Annotated in this window: 24 protein-coding genes; 12 read left to right on the forward strand and 12 right to left on the reverse strand. The window is 64.7% G+C overall.

All coding sequences use genetic code 11. From position 1 onward, the window contains the following. The first annotated feature begins 107 nt into the window (after nucleotides 1-107). Both K410_RS0112465 and K410_RS0112470 read left to right on the forward strand, forming a co-directional pair. Nucleotides 108-1,049, forward strand: a complete 942-nt coding sequence (locus K410_RS0112465) for a DMT family transporter (protein WP_028135164.1) — start codon at nucleotides 108-110, stop codon at nucleotides 1,047-1,049. A gap of 105 nt (nucleotides 1,050-1,154) precedes the next feature. Next, a complete protein-coding gene (locus K410_RS0112470) occupies nucleotides 1,155-2,189 on the forward strand; it encodes a zinc-binding dehydrogenase (RefSeq protein ID WP_245269367.1) in 1,035 nt (344 codons plus the stop codon). Between the two features lie 5 nt (nucleotides 2,190-2,194). Here the strand turns inward: K410_RS0112470 and ppk2 are convergent, their stop codons facing one another. Further along, nucleotides 2,195-3,115 (reverse strand): polyphosphate kinase 2, encoded by a 921-nt coding sequence (gene ppk2, locus K410_RS0112475; protein WP_028135166.1) that lies wholly within the window; start codon nucleotides 3,113-3,115, stop codon nucleotides 2,195-2,197. A 91-nt stretch (nucleotides 3,116-3,206) separates the two neighbouring features. Further along, nucleotides 3,207-3,668, reverse strand: a complete 462-nt coding sequence (locus tag K410_RS0112480; protein ID WP_028135167.1) for an Lrp/AsnC family transcriptional regulator — start codon at nucleotides 3,666-3,668, stop codon at nucleotides 3,207-3,209. A gap of 132 nt (nucleotides 3,669-3,800) precedes the next feature. Between K410_RS0112480 and K410_RS0112485 the strand changes: the two genes are divergently transcribed. The 3 genes from K410_RS0112485 (at nucleotide 3,801) to bla (ending at nucleotide 8,872) form a co-directional block, all read left to right on the forward strand. Beyond that, nucleotides 3,801-6,164, forward strand: coding sequence for a thiamine pyrophosphate-binding protein (locus K410_RS0112485; protein ID WP_028135168.1), 2,364 nt, complete (start codon nucleotides 3,801-3,803; stop codon nucleotides 6,162-6,164). A gap of 263 nt (nucleotides 6,165-6,427) precedes the next feature. Further along, a complete protein-coding gene (locus tag K410_RS0112490) occupies nucleotides 6,428-7,858 on the forward strand; it encodes an aldehyde dehydrogenase family protein (protein ID WP_028135169.1) in 1,431 nt (476 codons plus the stop codon). 123 nt (nucleotides 7,859-7,981) lie between these two features. Then, nucleotides 7,982-8,872, forward strand: coding sequence for a subclass B3 metallo-beta-lactamase (gene bla, locus K410_RS0112495; protein ID WP_028135170.1), 891 nt, complete (start codon nucleotides 7,982-7,984; stop codon nucleotides 8,870-8,872). 30 nt (nucleotides 8,873-8,902) lie between these two features. Here bla and K410_RS0112500 read toward each other — a convergent pair whose 3' ends face one another. Beyond that, nucleotides 8,903-9,880, reverse strand: coding sequence for an SMP-30/gluconolactonase/LRE family protein (locus tag K410_RS0112500; protein ID WP_028135171.1), 978 nt, complete (start codon nucleotides 9,878-9,880; stop codon nucleotides 8,903-8,905). A gap of 88 nt (nucleotides 9,881-9,968) precedes the next feature. On the opposite strand from K410_RS0112500, the gene K410_RS0112505 reads away from it, so the two are divergent. Beyond that, complete coding sequence (locus K410_RS0112505; RefSeq protein WP_028135172.1) at nucleotides 9,969-10,793, forward strand: NAD-dependent epimerase/dehydratase family protein; 825 nt, start codon at nucleotides 9,969-9,971, stop codon at nucleotides 10,791-10,793. Between the two features lie 7 nt (nucleotides 10,794-10,800). Here K410_RS0112505 and K410_RS0112510 read toward each other — a convergent pair whose 3' ends face one another. Genes K410_RS0112510 through K410_RS0112530 form a run of 5 tightly spaced genes read right to left on the reverse strand, consistent with a single transcriptional unit; the run spans nucleotide 10,801 to nucleotide 13,568 of the window. After that, nucleotides 10,801-11,211 carry a cupin domain-containing protein gene (locus tag K410_RS0112510; RefSeq protein WP_028135173.1) on the reverse strand — a complete coding sequence of 137 codons (411 nt, stop codon included), beginning with the start codon at nucleotides 11,209-11,211 and terminating at the stop codon, nucleotides 10,801-10,803. Nucleotides 11,212-11,254: 43 nt separating this feature from the next. Then, nucleotides 11,255-11,707, reverse strand: coding sequence for a carboxymuconolactone decarboxylase family protein (locus tag K410_RS0112515; RefSeq protein ID WP_028135174.1), 453 nt, complete (start codon nucleotides 11,705-11,707; stop codon nucleotides 11,255-11,257). Beyond that, nucleotides 11,700-12,146 carry a cupin domain-containing protein gene (locus K410_RS0112520; protein WP_028135175.1) on the reverse strand — a complete coding sequence of 149 codons (447 nt, stop codon included), beginning with the start codon at nucleotides 12,144-12,146 and terminating at the stop codon, nucleotides 11,700-11,702. The genes K410_RS0112515 and K410_RS0112520 overlap by 8 nt, the downstream gene beginning before the upstream one ends. Nucleotides 12,147-12,191: 45 nt before the next feature. Continuing rightward, a complete protein-coding gene (locus tag K410_RS0112525) occupies nucleotides 12,192-12,725 on the reverse strand; it encodes a YkgB family protein (RefSeq protein WP_028135176.1) in 534 nt (177 codons plus the stop codon). 30 nt (nucleotides 12,726-12,755) lie between these two features. Then, nucleotides 12,756-13,568, reverse strand: a complete 813-nt coding sequence (locus K410_RS0112530) for an SDR family NAD(P)-dependent oxidoreductase (RefSeq protein ID WP_028135177.1) — start codon at nucleotides 13,566-13,568, stop codon at nucleotides 12,756-12,758. Nucleotides 13,569-13,673: 105 nt separating this feature from the next. Between K410_RS0112530 and K410_RS36790 the strand changes: the two genes are divergently transcribed. Next, on the forward strand, nucleotides 13,674-14,606 hold the full coding sequence (locus K410_RS36790) for a LysR family transcriptional regulator (RefSeq protein ID WP_049820026.1): 933 nt from the start codon (nucleotides 13,674-13,676) through the stop codon (nucleotides 14,604-14,606). Nucleotides 14,607-14,621: 15 nt separating this feature from the next. Here K410_RS36790 and K410_RS0112540 read toward each other — a convergent pair whose 3' ends face one another. Then, nucleotides 14,622-15,593, reverse strand: coding sequence for a DUF6662 family protein (locus tag K410_RS0112540; RefSeq protein ID WP_245269368.1), 972 nt, complete (start codon nucleotides 15,591-15,593; stop codon nucleotides 14,622-14,624). Between the two features lie 483 nt (nucleotides 15,594-16,076). Between K410_RS0112540 and K410_RS0112545 the strand changes: the two genes are divergently transcribed. Further along, nucleotides 16,077-17,789, forward strand: a complete 1,713-nt coding sequence (locus tag K410_RS0112545; protein WP_049820027.1) for an IlvD/Edd family dehydratase — start codon at nucleotides 16,077-16,079, stop codon at nucleotides 17,787-17,789. 12 nt (nucleotides 17,790-17,801) lie between these two features. Here the strand turns inward: K410_RS0112545 and K410_RS0112550 are convergent, their stop codons facing one another. Further along, complete coding sequence (locus K410_RS0112550) at nucleotides 17,802-18,596, reverse strand: enoyl-CoA hydratase/isomerase family protein (protein WP_028135180.1); 795 nt, start codon at nucleotides 18,594-18,596, stop codon at nucleotides 17,802-17,804. A gap of 225 nt (nucleotides 18,597-18,821) precedes the next feature. On the opposite strand from K410_RS0112550, the gene K410_RS0112555 reads away from it, so the two are divergent. After that, nucleotides 18,822-20,042 carry an NAD(P)/FAD-dependent oxidoreductase gene (locus K410_RS0112555; protein ID WP_028135181.1) on the forward strand — a complete coding sequence of 407 codons (1,221 nt, stop codon included), beginning with the start codon at nucleotides 18,822-18,824 and terminating at the stop codon, nucleotides 20,040-20,042. On the opposite strand, the gene rbsK is transcribed toward K410_RS0112555, so the two are convergent. After that, nucleotides 20,043-20,960 carry a ribokinase gene (gene rbsK / locus K410_RS0112560; RefSeq protein ID WP_028135182.1) on the reverse strand — a complete coding sequence of 306 codons (918 nt, stop codon included), beginning with the start codon at nucleotides 20,958-20,960 and terminating at the stop codon, nucleotides 20,043-20,045. 6 nt (nucleotides 20,961-20,966) lie between these two features. Then, nucleotides 20,967-21,860, reverse strand: a complete 894-nt coding sequence (locus K410_RS0112565; protein ID WP_028135183.1) for a sugar kinase — start codon at nucleotides 21,858-21,860, stop codon at nucleotides 20,967-20,969. A gap of 224 nt (nucleotides 21,861-22,084) precedes the next feature. Between K410_RS0112565 and K410_RS0112570 the strand changes: the two genes are divergently transcribed. The 3 genes from K410_RS0112570 (at nucleotide 22,085) to K410_RS0112580 (ending at nucleotide 24,889) form a co-directional block, all read left to right on the forward strand. Then, complete coding sequence (locus K410_RS0112570; protein WP_028135184.1) at nucleotides 22,085-22,933, forward strand: VOC family protein; 849 nt, start codon at nucleotides 22,085-22,087, stop codon at nucleotides 22,931-22,933. A 204-nt stretch (nucleotides 22,934-23,137) separates the two neighbouring features. Further along, the gene (locus K410_RS0112575) at nucleotides 23,138-23,845 is read left to right on the forward strand and encodes a TetR/AcrR family transcriptional regulator (protein ID WP_196236015.1); all 708 of its coding nucleotides are present in this window, start codon (nucleotides 23,138-23,140) and stop codon (nucleotides 23,843-23,845) included. 234 nt (nucleotides 23,846-24,079) lie between these two features. Continuing rightward, the gene (locus K410_RS0112580) at nucleotides 24,080-24,889 is read left to right on the forward strand and encodes an ABC transporter permease (RefSeq protein ID WP_028135186.1); all 810 of its coding nucleotides are present in this window, start codon (nucleotides 24,080-24,082) and stop codon (nucleotides 24,887-24,889) included. The last annotated feature ends 98 nt before the right edge of the window (nucleotides 24,890-24,987 follow it).

Raw genomic sequence — 24,987 nt, forward strand, 5'->3', positions numbered from 1 at the left:
ACACGGCGCATTTGGCGTTTTTTACAACCGTTCCTCGATTCGCATTTGCCCGGGTTCCTGCCGTGACACCGCCGCCCGCCGCAGCCGCAAGGCTCGACACTATTCCCATGCCCGTGCCGGAGAAGAAGCAGAAGGCCCGCCGCGCGCCTGCGCGCGTCGATCATCCCTTCAAGGGCATCGCGCTGGTGTTGCTCTCCACGATCTTCCTGGGCTGCTCCGACGTCACCGCGAAATATCTGTCGACCAGCCTGCCCTCGATCGAGATCACCTGGATCCGCTTCGTTACGTTCGCGCTGCTGTTCACGCCGGTGATGCTGCCGGGCTCGCCGCTCCACGCGATGCGCACCGAGCGGCTGGGCCTGCAGCTGATGCGCGGCGCCGCACTGCTCGGCTCCTCGCTGTTCTTCATTACCGGTCTTGCATTTCTGCCCATCGCCGAAGCCTCCGCCACCGGCTTCGTCTCGCCGCTGTTCGTCACCGCGCTGTCGATCATTTTCCTCAGCGAGAAGGTCGGCATGCGCCGCTGGATCGCGACCGCGATCGGCCTGACGGGCGTCTTGATCATCCTGCGGCCGGGCACCAGCGCGTTTCATGCCGCCGCATTCTTCCCGATCATCTCGGCATTCTGCTGGGCCGCCGCGCTGATCCTGACACGGATGATGAGCGGCCGCGAAGCGGTGCTCACCACCATGGCCTATTCCGCGCTGACTGGCGTTGCGATCCTCAGCGTCATGGTGCCATTCGTCTGGGTCACGCCGAGCTGGACGGCAATCGGCCTCGGCATCGTGATCGGCATTGCCTCGACCGTCGGCCAATGGATCATCGTGCTGGCCTATCGCTACGGCGATGCCTCGGTGCTGGCGCCGTTCTCCTACACGCAGCTGCTCTGGGTCAGCATTTTGGGCTTCTTCATTTTCGGCGAGGTCCCTGACGTCTGGACCGTCGTCGGCGCCGCCTTCATCGTCGCCAGCGGCCTCTACATCGCCCATCGCGAGCGCGTCCGGCGGGCCCAGCTGCTGGTCTTGGAGGAGCGTTCCCCGAACCCCTGACGCAAGTTCGCGCGTCCCGCTTCGTGCTATCAATGGCGCCAACGAAAAGGGGGGAGCCGGATGCGCGCGGCGATTTTCAGGAACGGTGAGATTGTCGTTGGGGAGATGGCCGAGCCCAGGCCCGGCGCCGGCCAGGTGCTGGTCAAGACGCTCGCCTGCGGCATCTGCGGCTCCGACCTGCACGCGCGCCAGCACGCCCATCGCCTGGCGGAGATGGCGCAAAAGACCGGCCGTAAGCCGATGGACCTCTCCCGCGACGTCGTGTTCGGCCACGAGTTCTGCTGTGAGATCGTCGACTACGGAGCCGGCACCGCGCGCAAGCTGAAGCCGGGCACGCGCGTCTGCTCGCTGCCGGCGCTGGTGACGCCTGGGGGGATCGAGGGCATCGGCTATTCCAACGACAATATCGGCGGCTACGCCGAGGCGATGTTGCTCAGCGAAGCGCTGCTGCTCGAAGTGCCCAATGGTCTGGCGCCGGAACATGCCGCGCTAACCGAGCCGCTTGCCGTCGGCGTCCACGCCGTGGCGAAAGCCAATATCCGTGGCGGCGAGGTGCCGCTGGTGATCGGGTGCGGCCCGGTCGGGCTTGCGGTGATCGCCGCGCTGAAGCTGAGGGGACTGCACCCTATCGTCGCCGCCGATTATTCGCCGGCGCGGCGCGCGCTCGCAGCCAGGCTCGGCGCCGATGTCGTCGTCGATCCCAGAGCGTCGCAGCCCTATGCGGCCTGGGCCGAGCACGCGCAAATGTCCGACGCGGAGAAGGCGGCACGGCCGCCGTTCCAGGCGATGCTGCCGGCGCTGAAGCCCGCGATCATCTTCGAATGTGTCGGCGTGCCCGGCCTTCTCCAGCAGGTGTTCGAGGGCGCGCCGCGCGATGCCAGGATCGTCGTGGTCGGCGTCTGCATGGAGAGCGACAGAAACGAGCCGATGCTCGGCATCATGAAGGAGCTGAACGTCCAATACGTGCTCGGCTACACGCCGGAGGAGTTCGCAAGCTCACTGCGCCTGATCGCCGAAGGGCAGGTGGACGCCGCCGCCATGGTGACGGCCGAGGTCGGCCTCGATGGTGTCGCAAAGGCGTTCGCCGACCTCGCCAATCCCGAAGCGCACACCAAGATCATCGTGCAGCCGTGGCGGTAGTGGTCTCAATATTTCGCGGGCACGTACATTTCCGGCGGGACCGGCCCGCGCTGATAATCGGGGTTGCGCACGCGCGGGGGCAGCGTCACCGGAGCTCGCACGACCTCCTGGTACGGGATCTGAGTCAATAGATGTGCGATGCAGTTGAGCCGGGCGCGCTTCTTGTCCACGGCATCGACGATCCACCACGGGCTGTCCGGCAGATGCGTGTGCTCCAGCATGGTCTCCTTGGCCTTGGTGTACGCCTCCCAGCGACTGCGGGATTCGACGTCCATCGGGCTCAGCTTCCACTGCTTCAGGGGATCCTTGATGCGCATGGTAAAGCGGAACTGCTGCTCGTCGTCGGTGATCGAGAACCAGTACTTGACCAGGATGATGCCGGAGCGGATCAGCATGCGCTCGAACTCCGGCACTGTCTTGAAGAACTCCTGATATTCGTCCTCCGAGCAGAAGCCCATTACGCGCTCGACGCCGGCGCGGTTGTACCAGCTACGATCGAACAGCACGATCTCGCCGCCGGCCGGCAGGTGCGCGACGTAGCGCTGGAAATACCATTGCGTGCGCTCGCGCTCGTTCGGCGCCGGAAGCGCCGCGACGCGGCAGATGCGGGGATTGAGACGCTGGGTGATGCGCTTGATGACGCCGCCCTTGCCGGCGGCATCACGGCCCTCGAACAGCACCACGACCTTCTTCTTCTCGCTCTGCACCCAGTCCTGAAGCTTGATCAGCTCGCCCTGGAGGCGGAGCAGCTCCCGGAAATAGAGCCTGCGATCGATCGTCGGACACGGCATGCCCGTCTCGTCCAGAAGCTCGTCGAACCTCGTGTCATCGAGCTCCATCTCCAGCTCTTCGTCGAGATCGTCGGCCATTTCCTGGATGATGCGCTCGCGCTTGGAGGTCTGGGATTTGCGGTCGGATGCGGTCATGGGTCCCTCTCTCGGCTCGGATAACAGCCACAACGACCATCGGCGGCGTTTGTTGCGACCATGTGACAACGTGCAGCCCCGCTGACGCAGCTCACACCGGCAGCGCGATCGAATACTTCACCTGGCTCAGCGCAAAGCTCGATTCGATCGAGGCGATGCCGTCGAGACGGGTCAGCTTGGTCTTCAGGAACGTCTCGTAGGAGGCGAGGTCGGCGGCGACGACGCGCAGGAGATAGTCGCGATTGCCGGTCATCAGATAGCATTCCAGCACCTCGTCCCATTTCGAGATCGCGCGGGCGAAGCGGTTGAGGTCCTCCTCCTTCTGCCGCGCCAGCTTGATCGAGATGAAGACGCTGACATGCAGGCCGAGCGCCTTCTGGTCCACGGTCGCGATGTAACGGCTGATGACGCCGCGTTCCTCCAGCAGCTTGACCCGGCGATGGCAGGGCGAGACCGACAGGCCGACCTTGTCGGCGAGCTCCTGCATGGTCATGCGGCTGTCGGCCTGCAGCAGGGCGAGAATCTTGCGGTCGATGGTGTCGAGGTCGGGCATTGGGATGAAACCTGCATTTCTGGCGATATTGTGGGAAACTATCCCAATTTATTCAGATGTACCGCAAGAAATTGAGATATTTGGCGACCCCCGCAGAGGTATGATCGGCGGATCAGATTCCGGAGCATCGCCATGCCCGTCGATTCCGCCCGTCTGGACACATTGACCGCCCTCAGCCGCAAGGCGCTGTGGTTGTCGTCCTGGACCATCCACCATGCCAACCACATCCGCGCCAATGCGGATGGACTCAAGGTCGGCGGTCACCAGGCTTCCTCGGCCTCGCTCGCGACCATCATGTCGGCACTGTACTTCCACGTGCTGCGCCCGGAGGATCGCGTCGCGGTGAAGCCGCATGCGAGCCCGGTGTTCCACGCCATCCAGTACCTGTTCGGCCGGCAGAGCCGCGACAAGCTGGAGAACTTTCGCGGCTTCAAGGGCGCGCAGTCCTATCCATCGCGCACCAAGGACGTCGACGACGTCGATTTCTCCACCGGCTCGGTCGGCCTCGGCGTCGCGCAGACGCTGTTCTCTTCGCTGGTGCAGGACTACGTCAAGGCGCACGGCTGGATGAAGGATCGCCGCGAAGGTCGCATGATTGCCCTGGTTGGCGATGCCGAGATGGACGAGGGCAACATCTTCGAGGCGTTGGCCGAAGGCTGGAAGCACGGCCTGCGCAACACCTGGTGGGTGGTCGACTACAACCGCCAGTCGCTCGATGCCGTCGTGCGCGAGGGGCTGTGGGAAAAGTTCGAGACCATGTTCCGCAATTTCGGATGGGACGTGGTGATCGTGAAATACGGCCGCCTGATGCGCGAGGCCTTTGCCGAGCCCGGCGGCGAAGCCTTGAAGCGCTGGATCGACAATTGCCCGAACGCGCTCTATGCGGCGTTGTGCTTCCAGGGCGGCGCGGCCTTCCGCAAGCATCTGCATGACGAGATCGGCGACCAGGGCCCGATTACAAAACTGATCGACAAGCGCAGCGACGACGAACTGCTGGCACTGATGTCGAATCTCGGCGGCCACGACATGGCGAGCATGCTCGAGGCATTCGACTCCATCGATCACGATCGCCCGGTCTGCTTCATCGCCTACACCATCAAGGGCGTCGGCCTGCCGTTCCAGGGCCACAAGGACAACCACGCCGGCCTGATGACTGTTACGCAGATGGAGAAATATCGCGACAGCCAGAACATCCGGCCCGGGCACGAATGGGACAAGTACGAGGGCCTGTCGCAATCCGCCGCCGAGCTTGACGCATTCCTCGCACGCGTGCCGTTCAACCAGGACGGCCGGCGCCTCAGCGCACCTGTGATCGAGGTGCCCGCCCAGCTCGCGTTCAAGCCGTCGCCGCAGATGTCGACCCAGCAGGGCTTTGGGCTCGTGCTCAACGAGATCGCGCGCAGCGACAGCGAGCTGGCAAAGCGCATCGTCACGACCTCGCCCGACGTCACCGTCTCGACCAATCTCGGCCCGTGGGTCAACCGCCGCGGCCTGTTCGCGCGCGCCGAGAAGGCGGATTTATTCCGCAGCGAGAAAATACCCTCGACCTACAACTGGGACGCCTCGCCCAAGGGCCAGCATCTGGAGCTCGGCATTGCCGAGATGAACCTGTTCATCATGCTCTCCGCGCTCGGCCTGTCGCACCAGATCAATGGCGAGCGGCTCTTGCCAGTCGGCACGCTCTACGATCCCTTCATCGAGCGCGGCCTCGATGCGCTGAACTATGCCTGCTACCAGGATGCCCGCTTCATGGTGGCGGCGACGCCGTCGGGCATCACGCTCGCGCCGGAGGGCGGCGCGCACCAGTCGATCGCGACACCGCTGATCGGCATGGCACAGGACGGCCTCGCCTCGTTCGAGCCGGCCTTCGTCGACGAGCTCGCCGTGATCATGGGTTGGGGTTTCCAGCATATGCAACGCGAGCCGGGCGAGGGTGGCTCGGTCTATTTGCGCCTCTCGACCCGCAGCATCGAGCAGGCGCAGCGGATCATGACACCGGAGCTGCAGCAGGGCATCACCGACGGCGCTTACTGGCTGCGCAAGCCGGGCCCGAATGCCGAGGTCGTGATCGCCTATACCGGTGCGGTCGCGCCGGAGGCGATCGAGGCCACCGGCTTCATCGGCGAAAGTCGCCGCGATATCGGCCTGCTCGCGATCACCTCGGCCGATCGCCTGCATGCGGGCTGGACCGCCGCACGGAAATTGCGGCGCGATCGCCGCGGCGTGCAGCATCTCAGCCACATCGAAAAACTGCTGGCGCCGCTGCCGCGCGACTGCGGCATCGTGACCGTGATCGATGGCCATCCCGCCGCGCTCGGCTGGCTCGGCGGCGTCCGCGGCCACCGCGTCGAGGCGCTCGGCGTCGAGCAGTTCGGCCAGACCGGCAGCATTGCGGACCTCTATCGGCACTACGGCATCGACGCCAACGCCATCATCGATGCGGCCGAAAGCCTCACCACCGGGGCACCGGTGCTGCACCGGAAGATGGCGGTGTAGCTACGTTGTCATTCCGGGGCGCGCGTTAGCGCGAACCCGGAATCCATCGTGCCTCAGTCCAGGTGGTGAAATGGATTCCGGGCTCGCGGCGTCGCCGCGCCCCGGAATGACTGCGGGGCCATCTTGCCACGTTCCCGCCATCGGCTCATATAACCTCCGTCCGCCGCAACGCTGGCCCGCATATGGCGGGTTCAATTGCCGGCGCTTTCGTGCAAGGATGCCGGCCGAAACGCCCCCACCATGCCCCCAAGAAGAGGTTAACGATGGTCAATCGCATGCAATTCTACATCGACGGCGCCTGGGTCGATCCGGTCGTCAAGAAGTCCACCGCCGTGGTCAATCCCGCCACGGAAGAGGCGATGTACGAGGTTGCGCTGGGCTCCAAGGCCGACGTGGACAAGGCGGTTGCCGCCGCCAAGCGCGCCTTCGCGACCTTCTCCCAGACCAGCCGCGATGAGCGCGTCGCGCTGCTCAGCAAGGTCATCGAGGTCTACAAGGGCCGCCTCAAGGAGATCGGCGCCGCCGTCTCCGACGAGATGGGCGCACCGCTGCCGATGGCGGAAAAGCTCCAGGCCGGTGCCGGCCTTGGCCATCTCATGACCACGCTCGACGTGCTCAAGAACTATCATTTCGAGGAGCCGGTGGGCACCGCCATGGTGCTGCGCGAGCCGATCGGCGTGGTCGGCATGATCACGCCCTGGAACTGGCCGCTGAACCAGATCGCCTGCAAGGTCGCGCCGGCGCTCGCCGCCGGCTGCACCATGATCCTGAAGCCCAGCGAGTTCACGCCGACCTCGGCGCTGATCTTCGCGGAAATCCTGCATGAAGCCGGCGTGCCGAAGGGCGTGTTCAATCTCGTCAACGGCCTCGGTCCCGAGGTCGGTGCCGCCATGAGCGAGCATCCCGACATCGACATGATCTCCTTCACCGGCTCGACCCGCGCCGGCATCGACGTGGCCAAGCGCGCCGCGCCCACCGTGAAGCGCGTCAGCCAGGAGCTCGGCGGCAAGTCGCCGAACGTCATCCTCGAAGGCGCCGACCTTACCAAGGCGGTGACCGGCGGCGTGATGCACATGTTCAACAATTCCGGCCAGTCCTGCAACGCGCCCTCGCGCATGATCGTGCCGCTGTCGAAGATGAAGGAAGTCGCCGCGATCGCGAAGGCCGTCGCCGACAAGACCAAGGCGGGCGATCCCCGCGCCGAAGGCACCACCATCGGTCCGGTCGTCAACCGCGGCCAGTGGGACAAGATCCAGGGCCTGATCAAGAAGGGCATCGATGAGGGCGCAACGCTCGTCGCCGGCGGCCCGGGTCTGCCCGAAGGCGTCAACAAGGGTTTCTATGTCCGTCCGACCATCTTCGCCGACGTCACGCCCGACATGACGATCGCGCGCGAAGAGATCTTCGGACCGGTGCTGACCATCATCGGCGCCAAGGACGAAGCCGACGCTGTCAAGATCGCCAACGACACGCCCTATGGCCTCGCCGGCTACGTCTACGGTCCATCGGTCGAGGACGCCAAGCGAGTCGGGCGCCAGATCCGCGCCGGCAACGTCAACCTGCAGGGCGTGCCCAACGACCGCACCGCGCCGTTCGGCGGCTACAAGCAGTCCGGCAACGGTCGCGAGTGGGGCAAGTTCGGCCTCGAGGACTTCCTCGAAGTGAAGGCCGTCGCCGGCTTCAACGCGGCGTAGTTCATACGGCGCTTGCACTACAGGGAATGCCGGCTTCCAGGGAAGCCGGCATTCTTTGCTCGGAGACCGGCCGCTTCACTGCGACAACAGCCCGTCAAATCAAGAAAAGCAAAGGGACGGAACGTGAGGAAATTGATCATCGCATTCGTTGCGCTGGTGCCGCTCTCAGGCGCTGCGCAGGCCCAGACGGTGAAGGATCTGCTCAACACCCTCCGGACGAAATGGAACGAACCGACCGAGCCATTCAAGATCATCGACAATGTCTACTATGTCGGCACCAACGGACTCGCGTCCTACCTGATCACATCGCCCCAAGGGCATATTTTGGTCGATACCGTGATGCCGGAATCGACGTCGCAGATCAGGACGAGCATCGAGAAGCTTGGCTTCAAAATCAGCGACATCAAGTATCTCGTCAACACCCACGCCCATATCGACCACACCGGCGGCTTTGCCGAGTTGAAGCAGGCGAGCGGCGCGCAGATGGTCGCGGGCGATGCCGACAAGCCGTTGCTCGAAGGCGGCTACTATCCTGGTGCGCAGGAGGAGAAGGCGCTCGACTTTCCGCCGGTGAAAGTGGACCGAACGGTGCGTGAGGGCGACACCCTTGCGGTCGGCAGCGTTGTGCTGACGGCGCGCGAGACGCCCGGCCATTCGCCGGGCTGCACCAGCTGGGCCTTCTCGGTGAAGGACGGCGATGCAACACGCTCGGTCCTCATCTTCTGCAGCGGCACGGTCGCGCTGAACCGGCTTGTCGGCAACCCGACCTATTCCGGCATCGTTGACGACTATCGCAAGACCTTTGCGCGCGCCAAGGACATGAAGGTCGACATCCTGCTGGCTCCTCATCCCGAGATGTACAAGATGGCTGAGAAGCGCGCCAAGCTCGCCGTCGGCGGACCCAATCCGTTCGTCGATCCCGGCGAGTTCAAGGTCTATGCGGCATCGCTGGAGAAGGCCTTCGAGGAGGCGCTCGTCAAGCAGACCGCAGCGGCTCAGGAGAAGAAGGGGTAGGCGTGGTAGGTCGTGGACGTGCTGTGGAGCCTATCCTCCCACCGCGCCCTGCGTATTCACATACAGCGCATAGATCGACTGGCTCGCGGCCATGAACAGGCGGTTGCGCTTGAGGCCGCCGAAGCAGAGGTTGGCGCAGCGCTCGGGCAGGGCGATGCGGCCGATCATGACGCCGTCGGGCGCGAACACCACGACGCCGTCGAGCTCGGGATCGCCCATGCCCCAGCCGCACCAGAGATTGCCGTCGATGTCGACGCGGAATCCGTCCGGCGTGCCGGGACCGGCATCGATGTGGACGCGCTTGTTGGAAAGCTTGGTCCCGTCAGGCGAGACGTCATAAGCGAGAATTTTGCGGTTCGGCACCCCGCGCGATTCCACGACGTAGAGGATCTTCTCGTCCGGCGAGAAGGCGAGCCCGTTCGGCCCGAGCACGCCTTCGGCGACGACGGTTGCCTTGCCGGTCGCGGGATCGAGCCGATAGACGTTCGGCTCGATCTCGGGCTCGGCCTTGTAACCCTCGTAATTGCCGAGCAGGCCGAAGGTCGGATCGGTGAACCAGATCGAGCCGTCCGATTTGACGATGACATCGTTCGGCGAGTTCAGCCGCTTGCCGTTGAATTGATCCATCAGCACCGTGATGCTGCCGTCATATTCGGTGCGGGTCACGCGGCGCCCGCCATGCTCGCAGGTGACGAGCCGGCCCTGGCGATCGCGCGTGTTGCCGTTGGCGAAATTGGAGGGTTTGCGGAACACGCTGACGGCGCCGGTCTCCTCCTCCCATTTGATGATGCGCTGGTTCGGGATGTCGCTGCACAGCAGATAGCGCCCGTCGCCGAACCACACCGGACCCTCGGCCCAGCGCAGGCCGGTCGCGAGCCGCTCCACCGCCGACAGTTTCAGCCAGTATTTTTCGAAGCGGGGATCGAGCGCGTGGATGGCCGGATCGGGATAGTAGCTCGCCGGCCGCCAGCCCGGCCGTTCCTGAGTTTGGGACGATGCCTCATTCATGTCGGTTCTCTCGTTTCGTTCCCTCTGGACAATCCTGCTATCATTGGGGACACCTAACCGCAATTCGGACACCACGGGCGAGGAAGACATGCCGCGTATTTTGATGACGGGAGCTTCAGGCGGAATCGGCACCAGCCTGCGAAAGCTGCTGCCGCCGATCTATCCGGATCTGCTGCTCTCCGACATCAAGCCGCCCGCCAATCTCGGGGCGAACGAAAAGTTCAAGGCGGCGGACCTCGCCGATCTCGCGCAATGCGAGGCGATCTGCGAGGGGATCGACGGCATCCTCCATTTCGGCGGCTATTCGGTCGAAGGCAGCTGGGACCAGATCCTCCAGGCCAACATCATCGGCGGCTACAATCTGTTCGAGGCCGCCTACCGTAAGGGCGTCAAGCGCGTGGTGTTCGCCTCGTCGAACCACGCCGTGGGCTTCTATCCGCGCCACCACAGGATCGGCACCGACGTCACTGCGCGGCCGGACAGCCGCTACGGCGTCAGCAAGGTGTTCGGCGAGGCCGTCGGCGCGCTCTATGCCGACAAGCACGGTATGAAGGTGACCTGCCTGCGCATCGGCAATTTCGGCGAGATGCCGCTCGACCAGCGCCGGCTCTCGATCTGGCTCAAGCCCGACGACCTCGTGCAGCTCTGCCGCATCGGGCTCGAGCATCCCGACATCCATTTCGAAATCTTCTACGGCGCTTCTTTCAACGAGCGCGCCTGGTGGGACAACCACCGCGCCTACGAATTCGGCTATCGCCCCACCGGACGCGCCGAGGATTTCCGCGAGCACGCCATGGCCGAGCAGGCCAAGCTGAAGCCGGATCCTGTCGGCGATTATTTCCAGGGCGGCACGTTCTGCAGCATGGAGTTCGACGCCGACCCGGATCGTGTGATCGACTGGAATAAGCGGTAGAGATCGTTCACCGGCCGAGCGTCAACAGCGGCTTGCCGGTCTCGACAATGTAGGTCGCAAGCTCCGCGGCGTTGCCGCTGCCGACATTCTTCACGGCGTGATGCACTCCGTGAGGAATGAGCAGCACGTCCCCGGCTTTCAGGATGACGGGCGGCCTGCCGTCGAGCCGATATTCCAGCTCGCCTTCGATCAGATAGACGAGCTCTTCGCCCGGGTGACTGTGCCTGACGGCAACGACGCCCGGAGGAAAATCGACGCGAACCTGGACGACCTCGCGCCCGGGCGCACTCAGTGCTTCCTTCATGAGATGTGTGCGCTTGATGTCTCCCAGTCGTGGCTCCTCGGATCGTGCCGAGAGCGAAGCCAGGCTGGTTGCGGCGATCAGCCCCGCCGCAACCATGATTCCACGTTTCGTCATGTGAATGTCCTTTCGAGTTGTGCAGGATGTTGTGAGGGGCGCATCAGGCGGCGGCAGCCGCCGGCGTTGCGCGAAAGCTGATGGCCATGCGGTTGTAGGCGTTCATCAGGCTGATCGCGATAGTGAGGTCCACGAGCTCACGCTCCTCGAACACGGCGCGTGCGGCTTGGTATGCCTCGTCGGGCACGCCGGTCTCGGCAATCCGTGTCACCGTCTCCGCCCAGGCGAGCGCAGCCTGCTCGCGTTCCTCGAAGAGATTGCCGGCCTCGCGCCATGCCTGCAGCAGCGCGATCTTCTCGACCTTTTCTCCCTTCTTGAGCAGGTCGCGGGTGTGCATGTCCAGGCAGTAGGCGCAATTGTTGATCTGGGAGATCCGCAGATAGACCAGCTCGATCAGCGTGGCGGAATGCCGACTCTGCAGGACGTAACCGTAGACGCCGCCGAGCGCCTTGATGCCTGCCGGCGCGATCTGGTTGTAGTCGAGACGCTTACTCATGTTTTTCTCCTTGGGGGTGATTCTGCTGGATGGCGGTGGTCAGATCCTTCTCACTGCTGTCGACGACGAACACTGCGAGCAGGCTTGCGGGCCTGGATCGGCTCGCATTGCGGCTGACGGGATGACGGGAGCCTGGCGGCTCGTAGAAGCTCTCACCGGTGCGGTAGACCCGTCTGGGCCCATCGTTCACCTGAGATTCGATTGCGCCTGACAGCACGTAACCGAAGATGAAGGCCGACTTGGCGTGGATGTGCGAAGGCGACGCTCCGCCAGGTGCATAGTTCACGACCAGGGCGACGACAGACTTGCCCGGGATGTTTGGAATCGATTGCTCGAAGTGCGGCGTGACCGTTTCGCCGATGCCGTGGGCGGCGCTGGGCGCCGCACCCGCAATGGCGATGGCAGCGAAAGCTGCACCGAAGATGGATGGCACTTTCATGGAGGGTCTCCTGTTTTCGGGTCCGTTGCGCTGTGGTGTGAGCTCTCACCTGCGGATGACGGCCTTCAGCGAGTCCGTGAACACCCAGAAGGAAGCGGCGAGCAGGCCGACGTCCTTCAGCAGGAACTGACCCGGAGCGACCGTGATCGCGGGGACCCCGAGCTCCGGCACGACGACGCCGGGCGTCGAGATCATGAAGCTCAGCGTGGTGACGAACAGCCCGGCCGACAACAGGCCGCCGGCTGCGGAGTAGATCGGGCTGGACAGGCGGAGCGCGATCAGGAGCCCGATGCCGAGTTCGACGAAGCCGAGAAAGGTCGAGAAGCCGCGCACCGAGAACAGCGTGTAGAACCATCGCAGCAGCGGGCTGTTCTCGACCAGGGGCACGAGTCCCTGCGCCTCGTAATCGGTGAATTTCATTCCGCCGAACCAGGCGTAAATGATTGCGAGCGACGCGTAGAGACCGATCCGGCTGATCGGTTCGGCGTAAGCGAGCAGGCGTTCAGACTGTTCGCGCCAACTGATCGTGCGGCGCAGGGCGATGGATAAGGTGGACGATTGGCTGATGATGCGTGACATGGTGATCTCCGTTTGATGCCGGTTGTTCGCTCACGCACTCACGTGCGTGTGCAGGTTGTAGCGAGGGGCGGGAATGGCGCTCGAGAGCTTGTTCGTCATGGCAAGCCGCGCGCTCTCGTGGCGATCCCACTCCGACTTGTCGGCGAGCGCAGGGATCGTCACGACTTCGCCGAGGTCGAGACCGGCGAGGGCCGCGTCGACCATGTCGCCGGCCGACATGACGATCTCTACCGGCAGCTGGTGAACCGGCGTGCCCGCGATGTCCCAAAAATCCGTCGCAGTGGCGCCCGGCAGCACGGCCTGAATGCGGATGCCCTTCCCGGCGAGCTCGTGAACGAGTGACTGGGTGAATGCGAGCACGAAAGCTTTCGAGCCGCCGTAGACGCCGTTGAGCAGCTCCGGCGCGATCGCGACGATGGAAGCGATGTTGATGATCGTGCCGTGGCCGCGGGCGATGAATCCGGGCACCGCTGCGTAGGTCAGACGCGTCAGTGCACCGACGTTGAGACGGATCATGTCCTCCATCTTGTCGATGTCGGAATCGATCAGCGGGGCCGAGGCGCCGACGCCGGCGTTGTTGACCAGCACCGAAATGTCGCCGTTGGTTCTGATGAGTTGCTCGACGCGGCGGAGGTCGGCAGGGGATGTGAGATCGGCTTCCACCGTTTCCACCTTGCGGCCAGTTTCGTTGCCGAGCCTGCGCGCGAGCGATGCGAGCCGCTGCCTGTTGCGCGCAACGAGGATGAGGTCGTGGCCGCGCTTCGCCAGGCGATCGGCGTAGATCGCGCCGATTCCGGTCGAAGCTCCGGTGATGAGGGCAGTGCCTGTTCTGGTCTGGGTCATTTTCGTCTCTCCTTCGGTTTGGGTGCGGAGAGGAATAGGCACTTCCGGAAATGGTGGGTATCTGGCAAAATCGGGATCTTTCCTTCCAGAATATGGAAGAGTCCCATGGATCGTCTCGAAAGCATGTCGGTGGTCTTGGCGGTGGCGGAGGCGGGCAGCCTGTCTGCTGCCGCGCGCCGTCAGAAAATGCCGTTGGCAACGGTGAGCCGGAAGGTTTCGGAGCTCGAGGAGCACCTCCAGACCAAGCTGTTTCATCGCTCGAGCCGCGCGCTCGTCCCAACGGACGCCGGTCGCTCCTACATCGCTGCGGCCAAGCGAATTCTCGCCGATCTCACCGAAGCCGAGCGCGTTGCCTCCGGCGAATACACCACGCCGCGTGGCGATCTCAGCATCACGACGCTGGTCGCGCTCGGTCGGCTATGCCTGCAGCCGATCCTGGCCGAGTTCCTTGCGGCATTTCCGGAAGTGGATGTTCAGCTCATCTTGCAGGACCGGACGCTCAACCTTCTGGACGAGAACATTGACGTCGCGCTTCGTGTCGGCAATCTCGCCGACAGCGGCCTGATCGCCGTGCGCGTGGGGGAAATTCACCGCGTCGCCTGCGCCAGCCCGTCCTATCTGAAGCTGCGGGGAACGCCGAAGGCTCCCGATGATGTCTCCGCCCACGACTGCATCAGCTATCCTCCGCTTCAATCGCCGGGCACGTGGAGATTCAAACGAGGGCAGACCGAGTATGCAGTGCCGGTTCGGTCGCGCTTCATTGCAAGCAATCTGGAATCGGCCATCGATGCCGCGCGCGCAGGCATCGGGATCACCGTCGTGTTCTCTTACCTGGCGTCAGATGCGCTGAGGTCTGGAGAGCTCGTTGCGCTCCTGCAGGACTTTCAACCGCCGCCGCAGCCGGTCAGCTTCGTCTACTCGCCCAACCGCTTCATGCCGGCGAAGCTGCGCGCGTTTCTCGATTTCGCAGTGCCGCGCCTGAGGGCGCGCCTGGCCGACATGCCCGGAAACGTTGCGCCGCGGAGGCCGCGGACGTAACTGCGGGTGCGCACGTCAGAAGTGCAGGTTGATCCTCAACAGCGCCTGGTGCCGCTCGAACTGATCCAGGTTGAGGCTGCGATTGTCGCCGATCGCCTTGCCGGCAACCTGCATCTGCCAGGTGCCGGAGATGCCGACCTCCTTCGAGATGTTGTAGGAGAAGGTCGGGCCAGCAAAGACGGCATCTCCCAAAAAGCGGTCGAGGCCGGCGCCGTCATAGGCCCGTGCGTAGCGTACGCCGAGGCCGAGCACGAGGTCGGGCTGCAGTGCGTACGAGATCGCGGTCTGCAACTGCATCTCGGAATCGTGTCGCCAGAGATTGGTCGAGATCTCGCGCGTTCCGCCGGTCCCGTACCAGACGTTGAAGGCCGCAAACAGCCTGTCCTTGATCAGCTCGCGATCGAACAGCGCGGCAAACTCCGCGCCATATTGTGCGATATGCATGCCGCTGCCGTCGTCGATCCGGCTCCAGCCGGGCTGCGCGTGGAGGGTCAGCCCGAACGGCGCGACGGTGCGGTCGACCAGCTTGTAGCGCAGCTCGAGCGCTCCCCCGCTGAAAGCGATGTCCCGATGATCGGCAAGTCCCGGCACGCCCTTGATGTGCTGCCCGCTCAGCGAAAATCCGGGTGCGATCCGGAAGTTATCCGACACCGTGTATTTGACCTGATTGAGATTGGCCCAGGCTGCGTAAGTGCCTGAACGTTTTCCGAACGCGCCGACATTCTCGAACTCGATCTCGATATCGCCGGTCTTGCCGATATCGGAGCCCATGCTGAAGCCGAAGATGTGCTCGGTGTCGATCTCCGCGTGGGCCGACGGCAACCCGCCCGTCAGCTTGTTGGCGCCGAGGCCAGGCGCGGAGCCGGGCCACGGAGCCGCATATGCGAGGCCGCGTGCGCCCTCATCAGCGGAGGCGGAGACACAACTCGCCAGATGACCGACGATGGTCGCCGCCGCCAATGCGCCCGGGAAGCTCGATCTTCTCACCACGACAATCCACCAACCTACGCAAACCAAGGGACCGATCGACGCAGGGCTCTGGGTTCGCTCGCAAGCCCCTGCGATTGCAAGTCATTCGCAAAAGGATCCCATAGATCAACTAGGAATGCAACTACTTGCTAATCGTTCTTAGTTGCGTTCGAGGCCAGACCCGCGTCGAGGGCGCGGTTCGGTGGAACTCCAGCGCGACGCAGCCGGACCTCGTGGACCTACCAGCACCCGTGCGCCACACCAGACTTCCTTGCTCTTCAGGCGCCGGGAAGCTGGAAACCTGGCAGCACTCCGCGCTGGTTGGGGGGCATCGAGATCGACAAACCCGATGCAGGATCACCTTGCAGTTGGAACGGCGACGGTCCGTGAGATGCTCGCCTGCTGGAGGGCGCCGGCCACCAGCTCTCAGGCCTGCAACCCGGCTTATTGACAATCGGGGAGCCGGCCTTACCACGACTTCAAAGCTGAAGGAGCGACCTGATGACGAGTGGCTTGCGCAAGGGTTTGACGAGCTATGGCGACGCCGGCTTCTCGCTGTTCCTGCGCAAGGCGTTCATCAAGGCTATGGGATATTCCGACGACGCGCTGGAGCGCCCGATCGTCGGCATCACCAACACCTATAGCGACTACAATCCCTGCCACGGCAACGTTCCGCAGATCATCGAAGCCGCCAAGCGCGGCGTGATGCTGTCCGGTGCGATGCCGTTCGTGTTTCCGACGATCTCGATCGCCGAGAGCTTTGCGCATCCGACCTCGATGTATCTGCGCAACCTGATGGCGATGGACACGGAAGAAATGATCCGCGCCCAGCCGATGGATTCGGTGATCGTGATCGGCGGCTGCGACAAGACGCTGCCGGCGCAGGTGATGGCGGCGATCAGCGCCGACTTGCCGACCGTGGTGATTCCGGTCGGCCCCATGGTGGTCGGCCATCACAGGGGCGAGGTGCTGGGCGCCTGCACCGATTGCCGCCGTCTCTGGGCGAAATATCGTGCCGGCGAGATGGACGATTCCGAGATCGAGGCGGTGAACGGGCGTCTGGCGCCGTCGGTCGGCACCTGCATGGTGATGGGCACGGCCTCGACCATGGCCTGCATGATCGAAGCCATGGGCCTGTCGCTGCCGATGAGCGCGACGATTCCGGCGCCGCATGCCGAGCGCTTCCGTCTCGCCGAGGCGAGCGGGCGGGTTGCCGCCGAGATGGCTAAGACCAAGGGCCCGAAGCCGAGCGAGCTGCTGACGCCGGCCTCGTTCAGGAATGCGCAGGTGGTGCTGCAGGCGATCGGCGGCTCGACCAACGGCCTGATCCATCTGACGGCGATGGCGCATCGTTCGCCGCACCGGCTCGACCTCGAGGTCTTCGACCAGATCGGCCGCGAGGTGCCTGTGCTGGTCGATCTCAAGCCGTCCGGCGAGCACTATATGGAGCATTTCCATCACGCCGGCGGCGTGCCGAAGCTGCTGGCGCAGCTCGGCGACCTCGTCGATCTCGATGCCAGGACGATCTCCGGCCAGACGCTGCGCGATGTCGTGGCCGATGCGGAGGACGTGCCCGGCCAGGACGCGATCCGCTCGCGCGACAATCCGATCAAGAAGGAGGGCGGCCTCGCGGTGCTGCACGGCAATCTCGCGCCGCGCGGCGCGGTGATCAAGCAATCGGCGGCGAGCCCGAAGCTGCTCAAGCATACCGGGCGCGCGGTGGTGTTCGAATCCGTCGAGGACATGACCTTGCGGGTCGACGATCCCGATCTCGATGTCACCGCCGACGACGTGCTGGTGCTGCGCAATGCCGGCCCGAAGGGCGCGCCCGGCATGCCCGAGGCCGGCTATCTGCCGATCCCGAAGAAACTCGCGCGCGGCGGCACCAAGGACATGGTGCGCATTTCCGATGCGCGGATGAGCGGCACCGCGTTCGGCACCATCGTGCTGCACATCACCCCGGAATCGGCCGTCGGCGGGCCGCTGGCGCTGGTGAAGAACGGCGACATGATCAGCCTGGACGTCGCCAAGCGCAGCATCGAGCTCTTGGTCGATGCGGCCGAGCTCGAGCGCCGCCGCGCCGCCTTGAAGCCGATTGCTGCGCCGGAGGAAGCACGCCGCGGCTACGCCTGGCTGTTCAACGAGACCATCATGCAGGCCGACGAGGGCTGCGATTTCGACTTCATGCAGAGGGCCGGCCCCGTGAAGGGTTGAGCGAGCGCGGCGCTACTTGCCCTTGCTGGTGAACTTCTTCACGGCGGTGCGGAACGGTTCCGTGTTCATCGCCATGATGATCCTGTGCTCCTCGGCATCGAGCTGCTGCTTCACCGGCGTGGTCGCGGCCTGATAGACCAGCTGCTTGGTGCCTGCGATGGCAGCCGGCGGGTTCTGCGCCAGACGCTCGGCGAGCTGTCGCGTCGCCGCCTTCAGCTCCGCGGCGGCAACGACCTTGGCGACCAGGCCCCATTCATGGGCCTGCTGCGCGGTGAAATTGTCCTCGGACAGGAAGATCTGCAGCGCCCGGCGCGAGCCGACCGTGCCGACGATGCCGACCGTGGAGCCGCCGTCCGGCGACACGCCGATCTTGGCATAGGCTGGCGTGAACTTGGCATCGTCGGCGGCGATGCAGAGATCGGTGACGAAGGCGAGGCCCATGCCGGCACCGGCGGCCGAGCCGTGAACGCTCGACAGCGAGATCTTCGGCATGCGCCTGACCATCTCGATGAAGGCATGATAGTGCTTCAAGAGCTCGCCAACGACCGGCGTCACGGTGCCGGCCTCGGCGGCCGCCCCGATCGTCTGCAGATCGCCGCCGGCCGAGAAGGCGCGGCCTTCGCCTTCGATCACCAGGACCCTGATGGCGTCGTCGCCCTCGATATAGGCCGCGAGCTGCTCGAGCTTCTGCGCAATCGCAAGGTTGATCGAATTGTATGCGGTTGGGCGGTTGAGCGTGATCGTCGCGATCGGGCCGTCGACCTTGAGCAGGGCGGGATCGTCGGGCTTTGAAACGGGAGCTGGCATTCTTGAAATCCCCGGCACGAGGTGATTGCTGCAACTAAATCGCAGAAGCCGGGGGGTGACAATCCCCGCCTGCTGCTCTTGCACTGGGCCAAACGATAGGCTCAAATGGGCAGGCCTTTTCCAAGGGACGGACACGAGCGCCGGCTCCTCGTAAGGTCAGCAACCAGAATCAGCGAGAGGAAATGGCATGGGTCGCGCTCGTGTCTTCGGGAAATGGGCTGTCCAATGAGCGACGGTCCGGTGATCATCGTCGGTGCCGGCCATGGCGGCTACCAGGTCGCGGCATCGCTGCGCCAGGCCGGCTTTTCCGGCCGCGTCTGCCTGATCAACGACGAGGCGCATCTGCCCTATCAGCGACCGCCGCTGTCCAAGGCTTACATCAAGGGCTCGGCCGGTCCCGAGAGCCTGATGTTCCGCCCCGAGAAGTTCTACCACGACCAGAACATCGAGCTGATCGCCGGCCGCGCGGCCTCGATCGATCGCGCGGGGCACAAAGTGCAGCTCGCCTCCGGCGAAACGCTTGGCTACGGCCATCTCGTGCTGGCGACCGGCGCGCGCAACCGCCTGCTGGATCTGCCCAACGCCAACCTGCCCGACGTGAAATATTTGCGCATCCTCGACGAGAGCGAGGCGCTGCGGGCGATCATGCCCTCGAAGACGCGCGCCGTGATCATCGGCGCCGGCTTCATCGGCCTCGAATTCGCCGCGACCGCGCGGATCAAGGGCCTCGAGGTCGACGTGCTCGAGCTCGCCCCGCGCGTGATGGCGCGGGCGGTGACGGCGGAGGTGTCGGAGTATTTCCAAGAGCGCCATCGCGAGGCCGGCATTCGCATCCACCTCGGCGTGCAGGCGACCTCGATCGAGGCGGAGGGCGGCAAGGTCACCGGCGTCTCCCTGAGCGACGGACGGCATCTGCCCGCCGACCTCGTCGTGGTGGGCGTCGGCGTGCTGCCGAACATCGAGCTCGCGGCGGAGGCGGGGCTTCCGGTCGCGGCCGGCATCATCGTCGACGAATATCTTGCGACGGCCGATCCAGACATCTCCGCGATCGGCGATTGCGCGCTGTTCGCAAGCCCGCGCTTCGGCGGATCGCTGCGGCTGGAATCGGTGCAGAACGCGACCGACCACGCCCGCTGTCTCGCGGCGCGGCTGACCGGCGACAAGAAGCCTTATGACGGCCATCCCTGGTTCTGGAGCGACCAGGGCGACGACAAGCTCCAGATCGCGGGGCTGACCACCGGCTATGACCGCGTCGTGCTGCGCGGCAACCCCGCGAACAAGGCGTTCTCGGCCTTCTGCTACAAGGGCGACAGGCTGCTCGGCATCGAATCGATCAACCGCGCCGGCGATCACATGTTCGGCCGCCGCCTGCAGGCCATGGACCGCTCGATCACGCCGGAGCAGGCCGCGGACGAAAGCTTCGACCTGAAGAGCGCGCTGGCGTAACTAAGAGGCACCGAGAACAGCCTTCACCTCCGCGGCCGTCGGCATCGATGGCCCCGCGCCCATCCGCTGCACGCTGATCGAGGCGGCGGCATTGGCGAAGGTGAGGGCGGCGCGCAAAGGCACGTCGTCGGCAAGTTGCGCGGCGAGCGCGCCGACAAAGCAGTCGCCGGCGCCGGTGGTGTCGATCGCCTTCACGGCGCGCCCCGGCACGGTGATCTCCTCGCGTCCGGCAAGCGCAAGCACGCCGCGCTTGCCGAGCGTGACGCAGATGGTCTGATCCTGACGCGCCTGAAGTTTTCGCGCGACGTCGAAAATCCTTGCGGCCTCATCGTCGTCCGACAGCTCGCTGCCCCCGAGGAAGCCGAGCTCGGTCTCGTTCAGCACGAGGATGTCGACCAGCGCCAGCAGTTCGCCCGGCATCTTCTGCGCCGGCGCAGGGTTCAAGACAGTCACGGCGCCGGCCTCACGCGCGCGCCCGAAGAATGCAGCGATTGTCGGCAGCGGAATCTCGAACTGGCTGACCGCGACGTCGCCCTTCAGCAGCGGCACCACCTCGACGTCCTCAGCGCCGACCAGCCCGTTCGCCCCGGGAACGACGACGATGGTGTTATCGGCCTCCGCCACCGTGATGATCGCGGTCCCGGTGTGCGCCTCGGCCGTCTCCACGACATAGCCGAGATCGATGCCCTGCTCCTCGAGGAAGGCTTTCAGCTCGGCTCCGAACGAATCCCTGCCCAGGCGCCCGATCAACGTCGTCCCGGCGCCGAGCCGTGACGCCGCCACGGCCTGGTTCGCGCCCTTGCCGCCTGGAAAGTACAGCACCTGCCGGCCCGCGACGGTCTCGCCGACCTTCGGATGGCGATCGGCCGTCGCCACCACATCCATGTTGATGCTGCCCGCGACGAAGACGCGCCCCATCTGGATCTAGACCCTGACCTCGAACTCGTGCCTGACCTTGGCGATATCGACCAGCGTCGGCAGGCCGGCCTCGTTGCCGAGGCGCTGGATCTTGAAGGTCGAGGCGGCCCTCGCGAAATCGAAATGCTCGCGCCAGCTTTTGCCGGGATGGGCGAGGTAGGAATAGACATAGGCGCCGTGGAAGACGTCGCCAGCGCCGTTGGTGTCGATCACGCGCTCGCGCGGGATCGGCATCGCCGGCATCACCTGCACCGTTCCGGTCTCGTCGTACCAGAACAGGCCCTTCTCGCCCATGGTGACGCCGCCGATCTTGCAGCCGCGGCTCTTGAGGTAGTCGAGCATCTTCTCGGGCGTCAGGTCCATCTGCTCGCACAGGCGCTCGGCGACGATCGCGACGTCGATGAATTCCAGCAGCTCGTGGGTGTTGGTGCGCAGGCCGCCGCCGTCGAGCGAGGTCAGGATGCCGGCCTCGCGGCAGACCTTGGCGTAGTGGAGCGCGGCGTCCGGCTGATGGCCGTCGACGTGCAGCGCGCGGCAGCCGCCGAGATTGAGCATCGGAAAGGGGTGGATGTGCTCGTCGTCGCGGCAGCGGACGATGGCGCGCTTGCCGTCCTTGGGCATGATGAAGGAGAGCGAGGACTGGTTGACCTTCCGCCCGTGCAGCGAGATCGCGTATTTCGCGCACATGTCCTGGAACATGCGTCCCAGCCAGTCATTGGCCACGGTTGCGATGAGATCCGGCACGATGCCGAGCTTGGCGCAGCAGAACGCCGCCGTCACGGCGTTGCCGCCGAAGGAGACGGCGTAGTCCGAGGCGACGTGCTTTTCGTCGCCGCTCGGCATGTGGTCGGTGATGAAGACGACGTCGATATAGGTCTGTCCGATGAAGAGAGCCTGCATTGCCTGTCCGTCATGCGCTTGTGGTCCCGGCCGGTGCGCTTACTGTAGCACCGGTTCCGCTCCGGCGGGACGCTGAAATTATTCGCAAAACTGCCGCCCGAAGCGCTTGAGGTCAGCATGGTCAGGGAATACGACCATCACCGGGCAATGCCAAGCCCGGACAAACGCCGTGTTTCGGCCCATGGGTTCCAGGGCCATGAAAGGGGCGATCAGAGGGAGAAGAAATGATCACCGGCCTCGATCACGTCGTCGTTCTGGTGAGGGACATCGGGGCGGCCAAGGCGGCCTACCAGACGCTGCTCGCCCGCGCGCCGGCCTGGCAGAACTCGGGCGAGGGCGCCGATCGCGTGCTGTTCACCCTTGCAAACATGACGATCGAGTTGATGGCGCCGAGCGGCTTCAGCGTGACGGCGGATCGCATGCGGGCACTGCTCGATGACCAGGAGGGCATGCTCGCCAGCCTGTGCTTCCGTGTCGCGGACATGAGCCGGATGCACCGCCGGCTGGAGCGGGTGGCCTTGAACCCGGATCCGGTCACCGAGGTCGAGAGCAGCGACACCGAAACAGGCAACGTCCTGCACTGGAAGCGCACACGCGCCGCCACGGAGCTCACGCGCGGCGTGCGTATGTTCTTCCTCGAGCTGGCTGACGAGCGTCCGCTTTCCCCGGCGACCGACATCGCGCCGATCGACGCGCTCGACCACGTCGTGGTCACCACCGAGGATTCCGAGCGGGCCGCCGCACTTTACGGCGCGCGGCTCGGCCTCGATCTGGCGCTCGACCGCTCGCACCAGGATTGGGGCCAGCTGATGTTCTTCCGCTGCGGCGACCTCATCGTCGAGGTGGTCCGCCGGCCGGTCGCCGGCAGCGACCTCGCGCATGACCGTCTGTGGGGCCTGAGCTGGCGCGTCGCCGACATCGACGCCACCCGTGCCCGCCTGATCGCGGCCGGCCTCGACCTCAGCGAAGTGCGCAACGGCCGCAAGCCGGGCACGCGGATCATGACGGTGCGGAGCGGCACCTGCGGCGTGCAGACCGTGCTGCTGGAGCGCTCGCCAAAGCCGGTGGAGTGACGGAGCGTACGATATCGTGTCCCGGACGCGCTGCAACGCTCTTGCGTTGCTGCGCAGAGCCGGGACCTGGAAGGCGGCGACCTCCCCCTTGGAGACATGGGCACCGCTGAAGAAGCGCTGCGCTGCGTCCGGGGCACGAGATCGTTCTCAAAGGCCCGTGTGCGTGTTACACGCCATATCCAGACCACCCCAGCGAGCACCGGTTTGGCGAAGGCAAAGCGAACTCTGAAATGGCAGCGCGACCCCGAGGGGATGCGGCTGCGCATTCTCGAAGCCGCCAAGCAGGAGTTTTCCGCCCATGGTCTCGCCGGCGCGCGGGTCGACCGCATCGCGGCCAAGGCCGGTGCCAACAAGCGCATGCTGTACTACCACGTCGGCAACAAGGACGAGCTCTACCTGGCGGTGCTCGAAGGCGCCTATGACAAGATCCGCAGCGAGGAGCGGGGGCTCGATCTCGAGCATCTCGATCCGCCCGAGGCGATCAGGCGGCTGATCGAGTTCACCTGGAATTACTTCCTGCGCAATCCCGAATTTCTGTCCTTGCTCCAGACTGAGAACCTCGCGCGCGCAAAACACCTGAAGAAATCGACGAAGGTCAAGTCGATGCACTCGCCCTTCGTCGAGATGATCCGCACCGTGGTGCGGCGCGGCGTCGAGTCCGGCGACTTCCAGGTCGCGGTCGACCCGGTGCAGCTCTACATCTCGATCGCGGCGCTCAGCTTCTTCTATCTCTCCAACTCGGCGACGCTCAGCGTGATCTTCGGCCGCGATCTCCTGGACAAGAAGGCCAAGGACGAACGGCTGGCGCACATGGTCGGCCTCGTGCTGGCTGCACTGACGGGACAGTCGGTGGCGCTGTTCGAGGTCGCGAAGGCGCCGAAGTCGCGCGCCGTGGTGGCGCAGACGGTTTAGTCCTCCATTCTCTCTGCTGTCATTCCGGGGCGGTCCGTAGGGCCGAACCCGGAATCTCGGGATCCTCAAAAGGTGCGCAAGGGCGCACCGTAGTTCGATGCTTCGCATCGCCCCGGAATGACGACGTTGGTGTACCGGAACCCCCGCACAAAACGTCACAGGGAAAGCTCTGGACAGTATTTATCCAACGGGTTAATTTCTCGGCACAACGAAGAAGACTACCGGGAGTGAAAATTGGCCGAGCCGAAGCCGCAAAACGCTGTTTCCAAGCTGCTGAATGCCGTCTGGGTTCGGCCGTTCTTGTTCCTGGTCTTCATCGTCGTCGCCTGGGATCTCGCCATCCGGCTGTTCGGGATCCCCGCCTACCAGATCCCGTCGCCGCTCGACGTCGTTGCCGTGCTGCGGACCGAGTGGCCGGAACTGCTGCGCCAGTCCTGGCCGACCACCTATGCGACCGTGTGCGGCTTCCTGCTGTCGGCGCTGTTCGGCATTCCCGTGGCGATGCTGATCGCCGGCTCGAAGACGGTGGAGAGCTACGTCTATCCGCTACTGGTGTTCTCCCAATCCGTGCCGAAGATCGCGATCGCGCCGCTGTTCGTGGTCTGGTTCGGCTTCGGCATCATTCCGAAGGTGATCTCGGCGTTCCTGCTCGGCTTCTTTCCCGTGGTCGTCTCTGCCGTGCAGGGCTTCAAATCGGTCGATCCCGACATGGTCGATCTCGCCCGCGCCATGCAGGGCAGCCGTTTCCAGGTGTTCCGCGCGGTGAACCTGCCGCATGCGCTGCCGGCGATTTTCTCCGGCCTCAAGGTCTCGGTGACGCTCGCCGTGGTCGGTGCTGTCGTCGGCGAGTTCGTCGGCTCCAATTCCGGCATCGGCTACGTCATGCAGCGCTCGATCGGCACGTTCGACCTGCCGACGATGTTCGCGGCGCTCGTGATCCTGGCGCTGCTCGGCGTGGTCCTGTTCTGGATCGTGGACCGGATCGAGAAGCTGGTCATTCCCTGGCATGTCAGCCAGCGCGAGGACGTGATCTTTGCATCTTGAGGGCATGATCCGGAAAAGTGTGCAGCGGTTTTCCGATCCGATCATGCTCAAACAAAAAACCAGCAACGAACGGCCACCAACGGCCGACGTAACCAACG

The organism is Bradyrhizobium sp. 22, assembly GCF_000482425.1.
Lineage (GTDB): Bacteria > Pseudomonadota > Alphaproteobacteria > Rhizobiales > Xanthobacteraceae > Bradyrhizobium > Bradyrhizobium japonicum_B.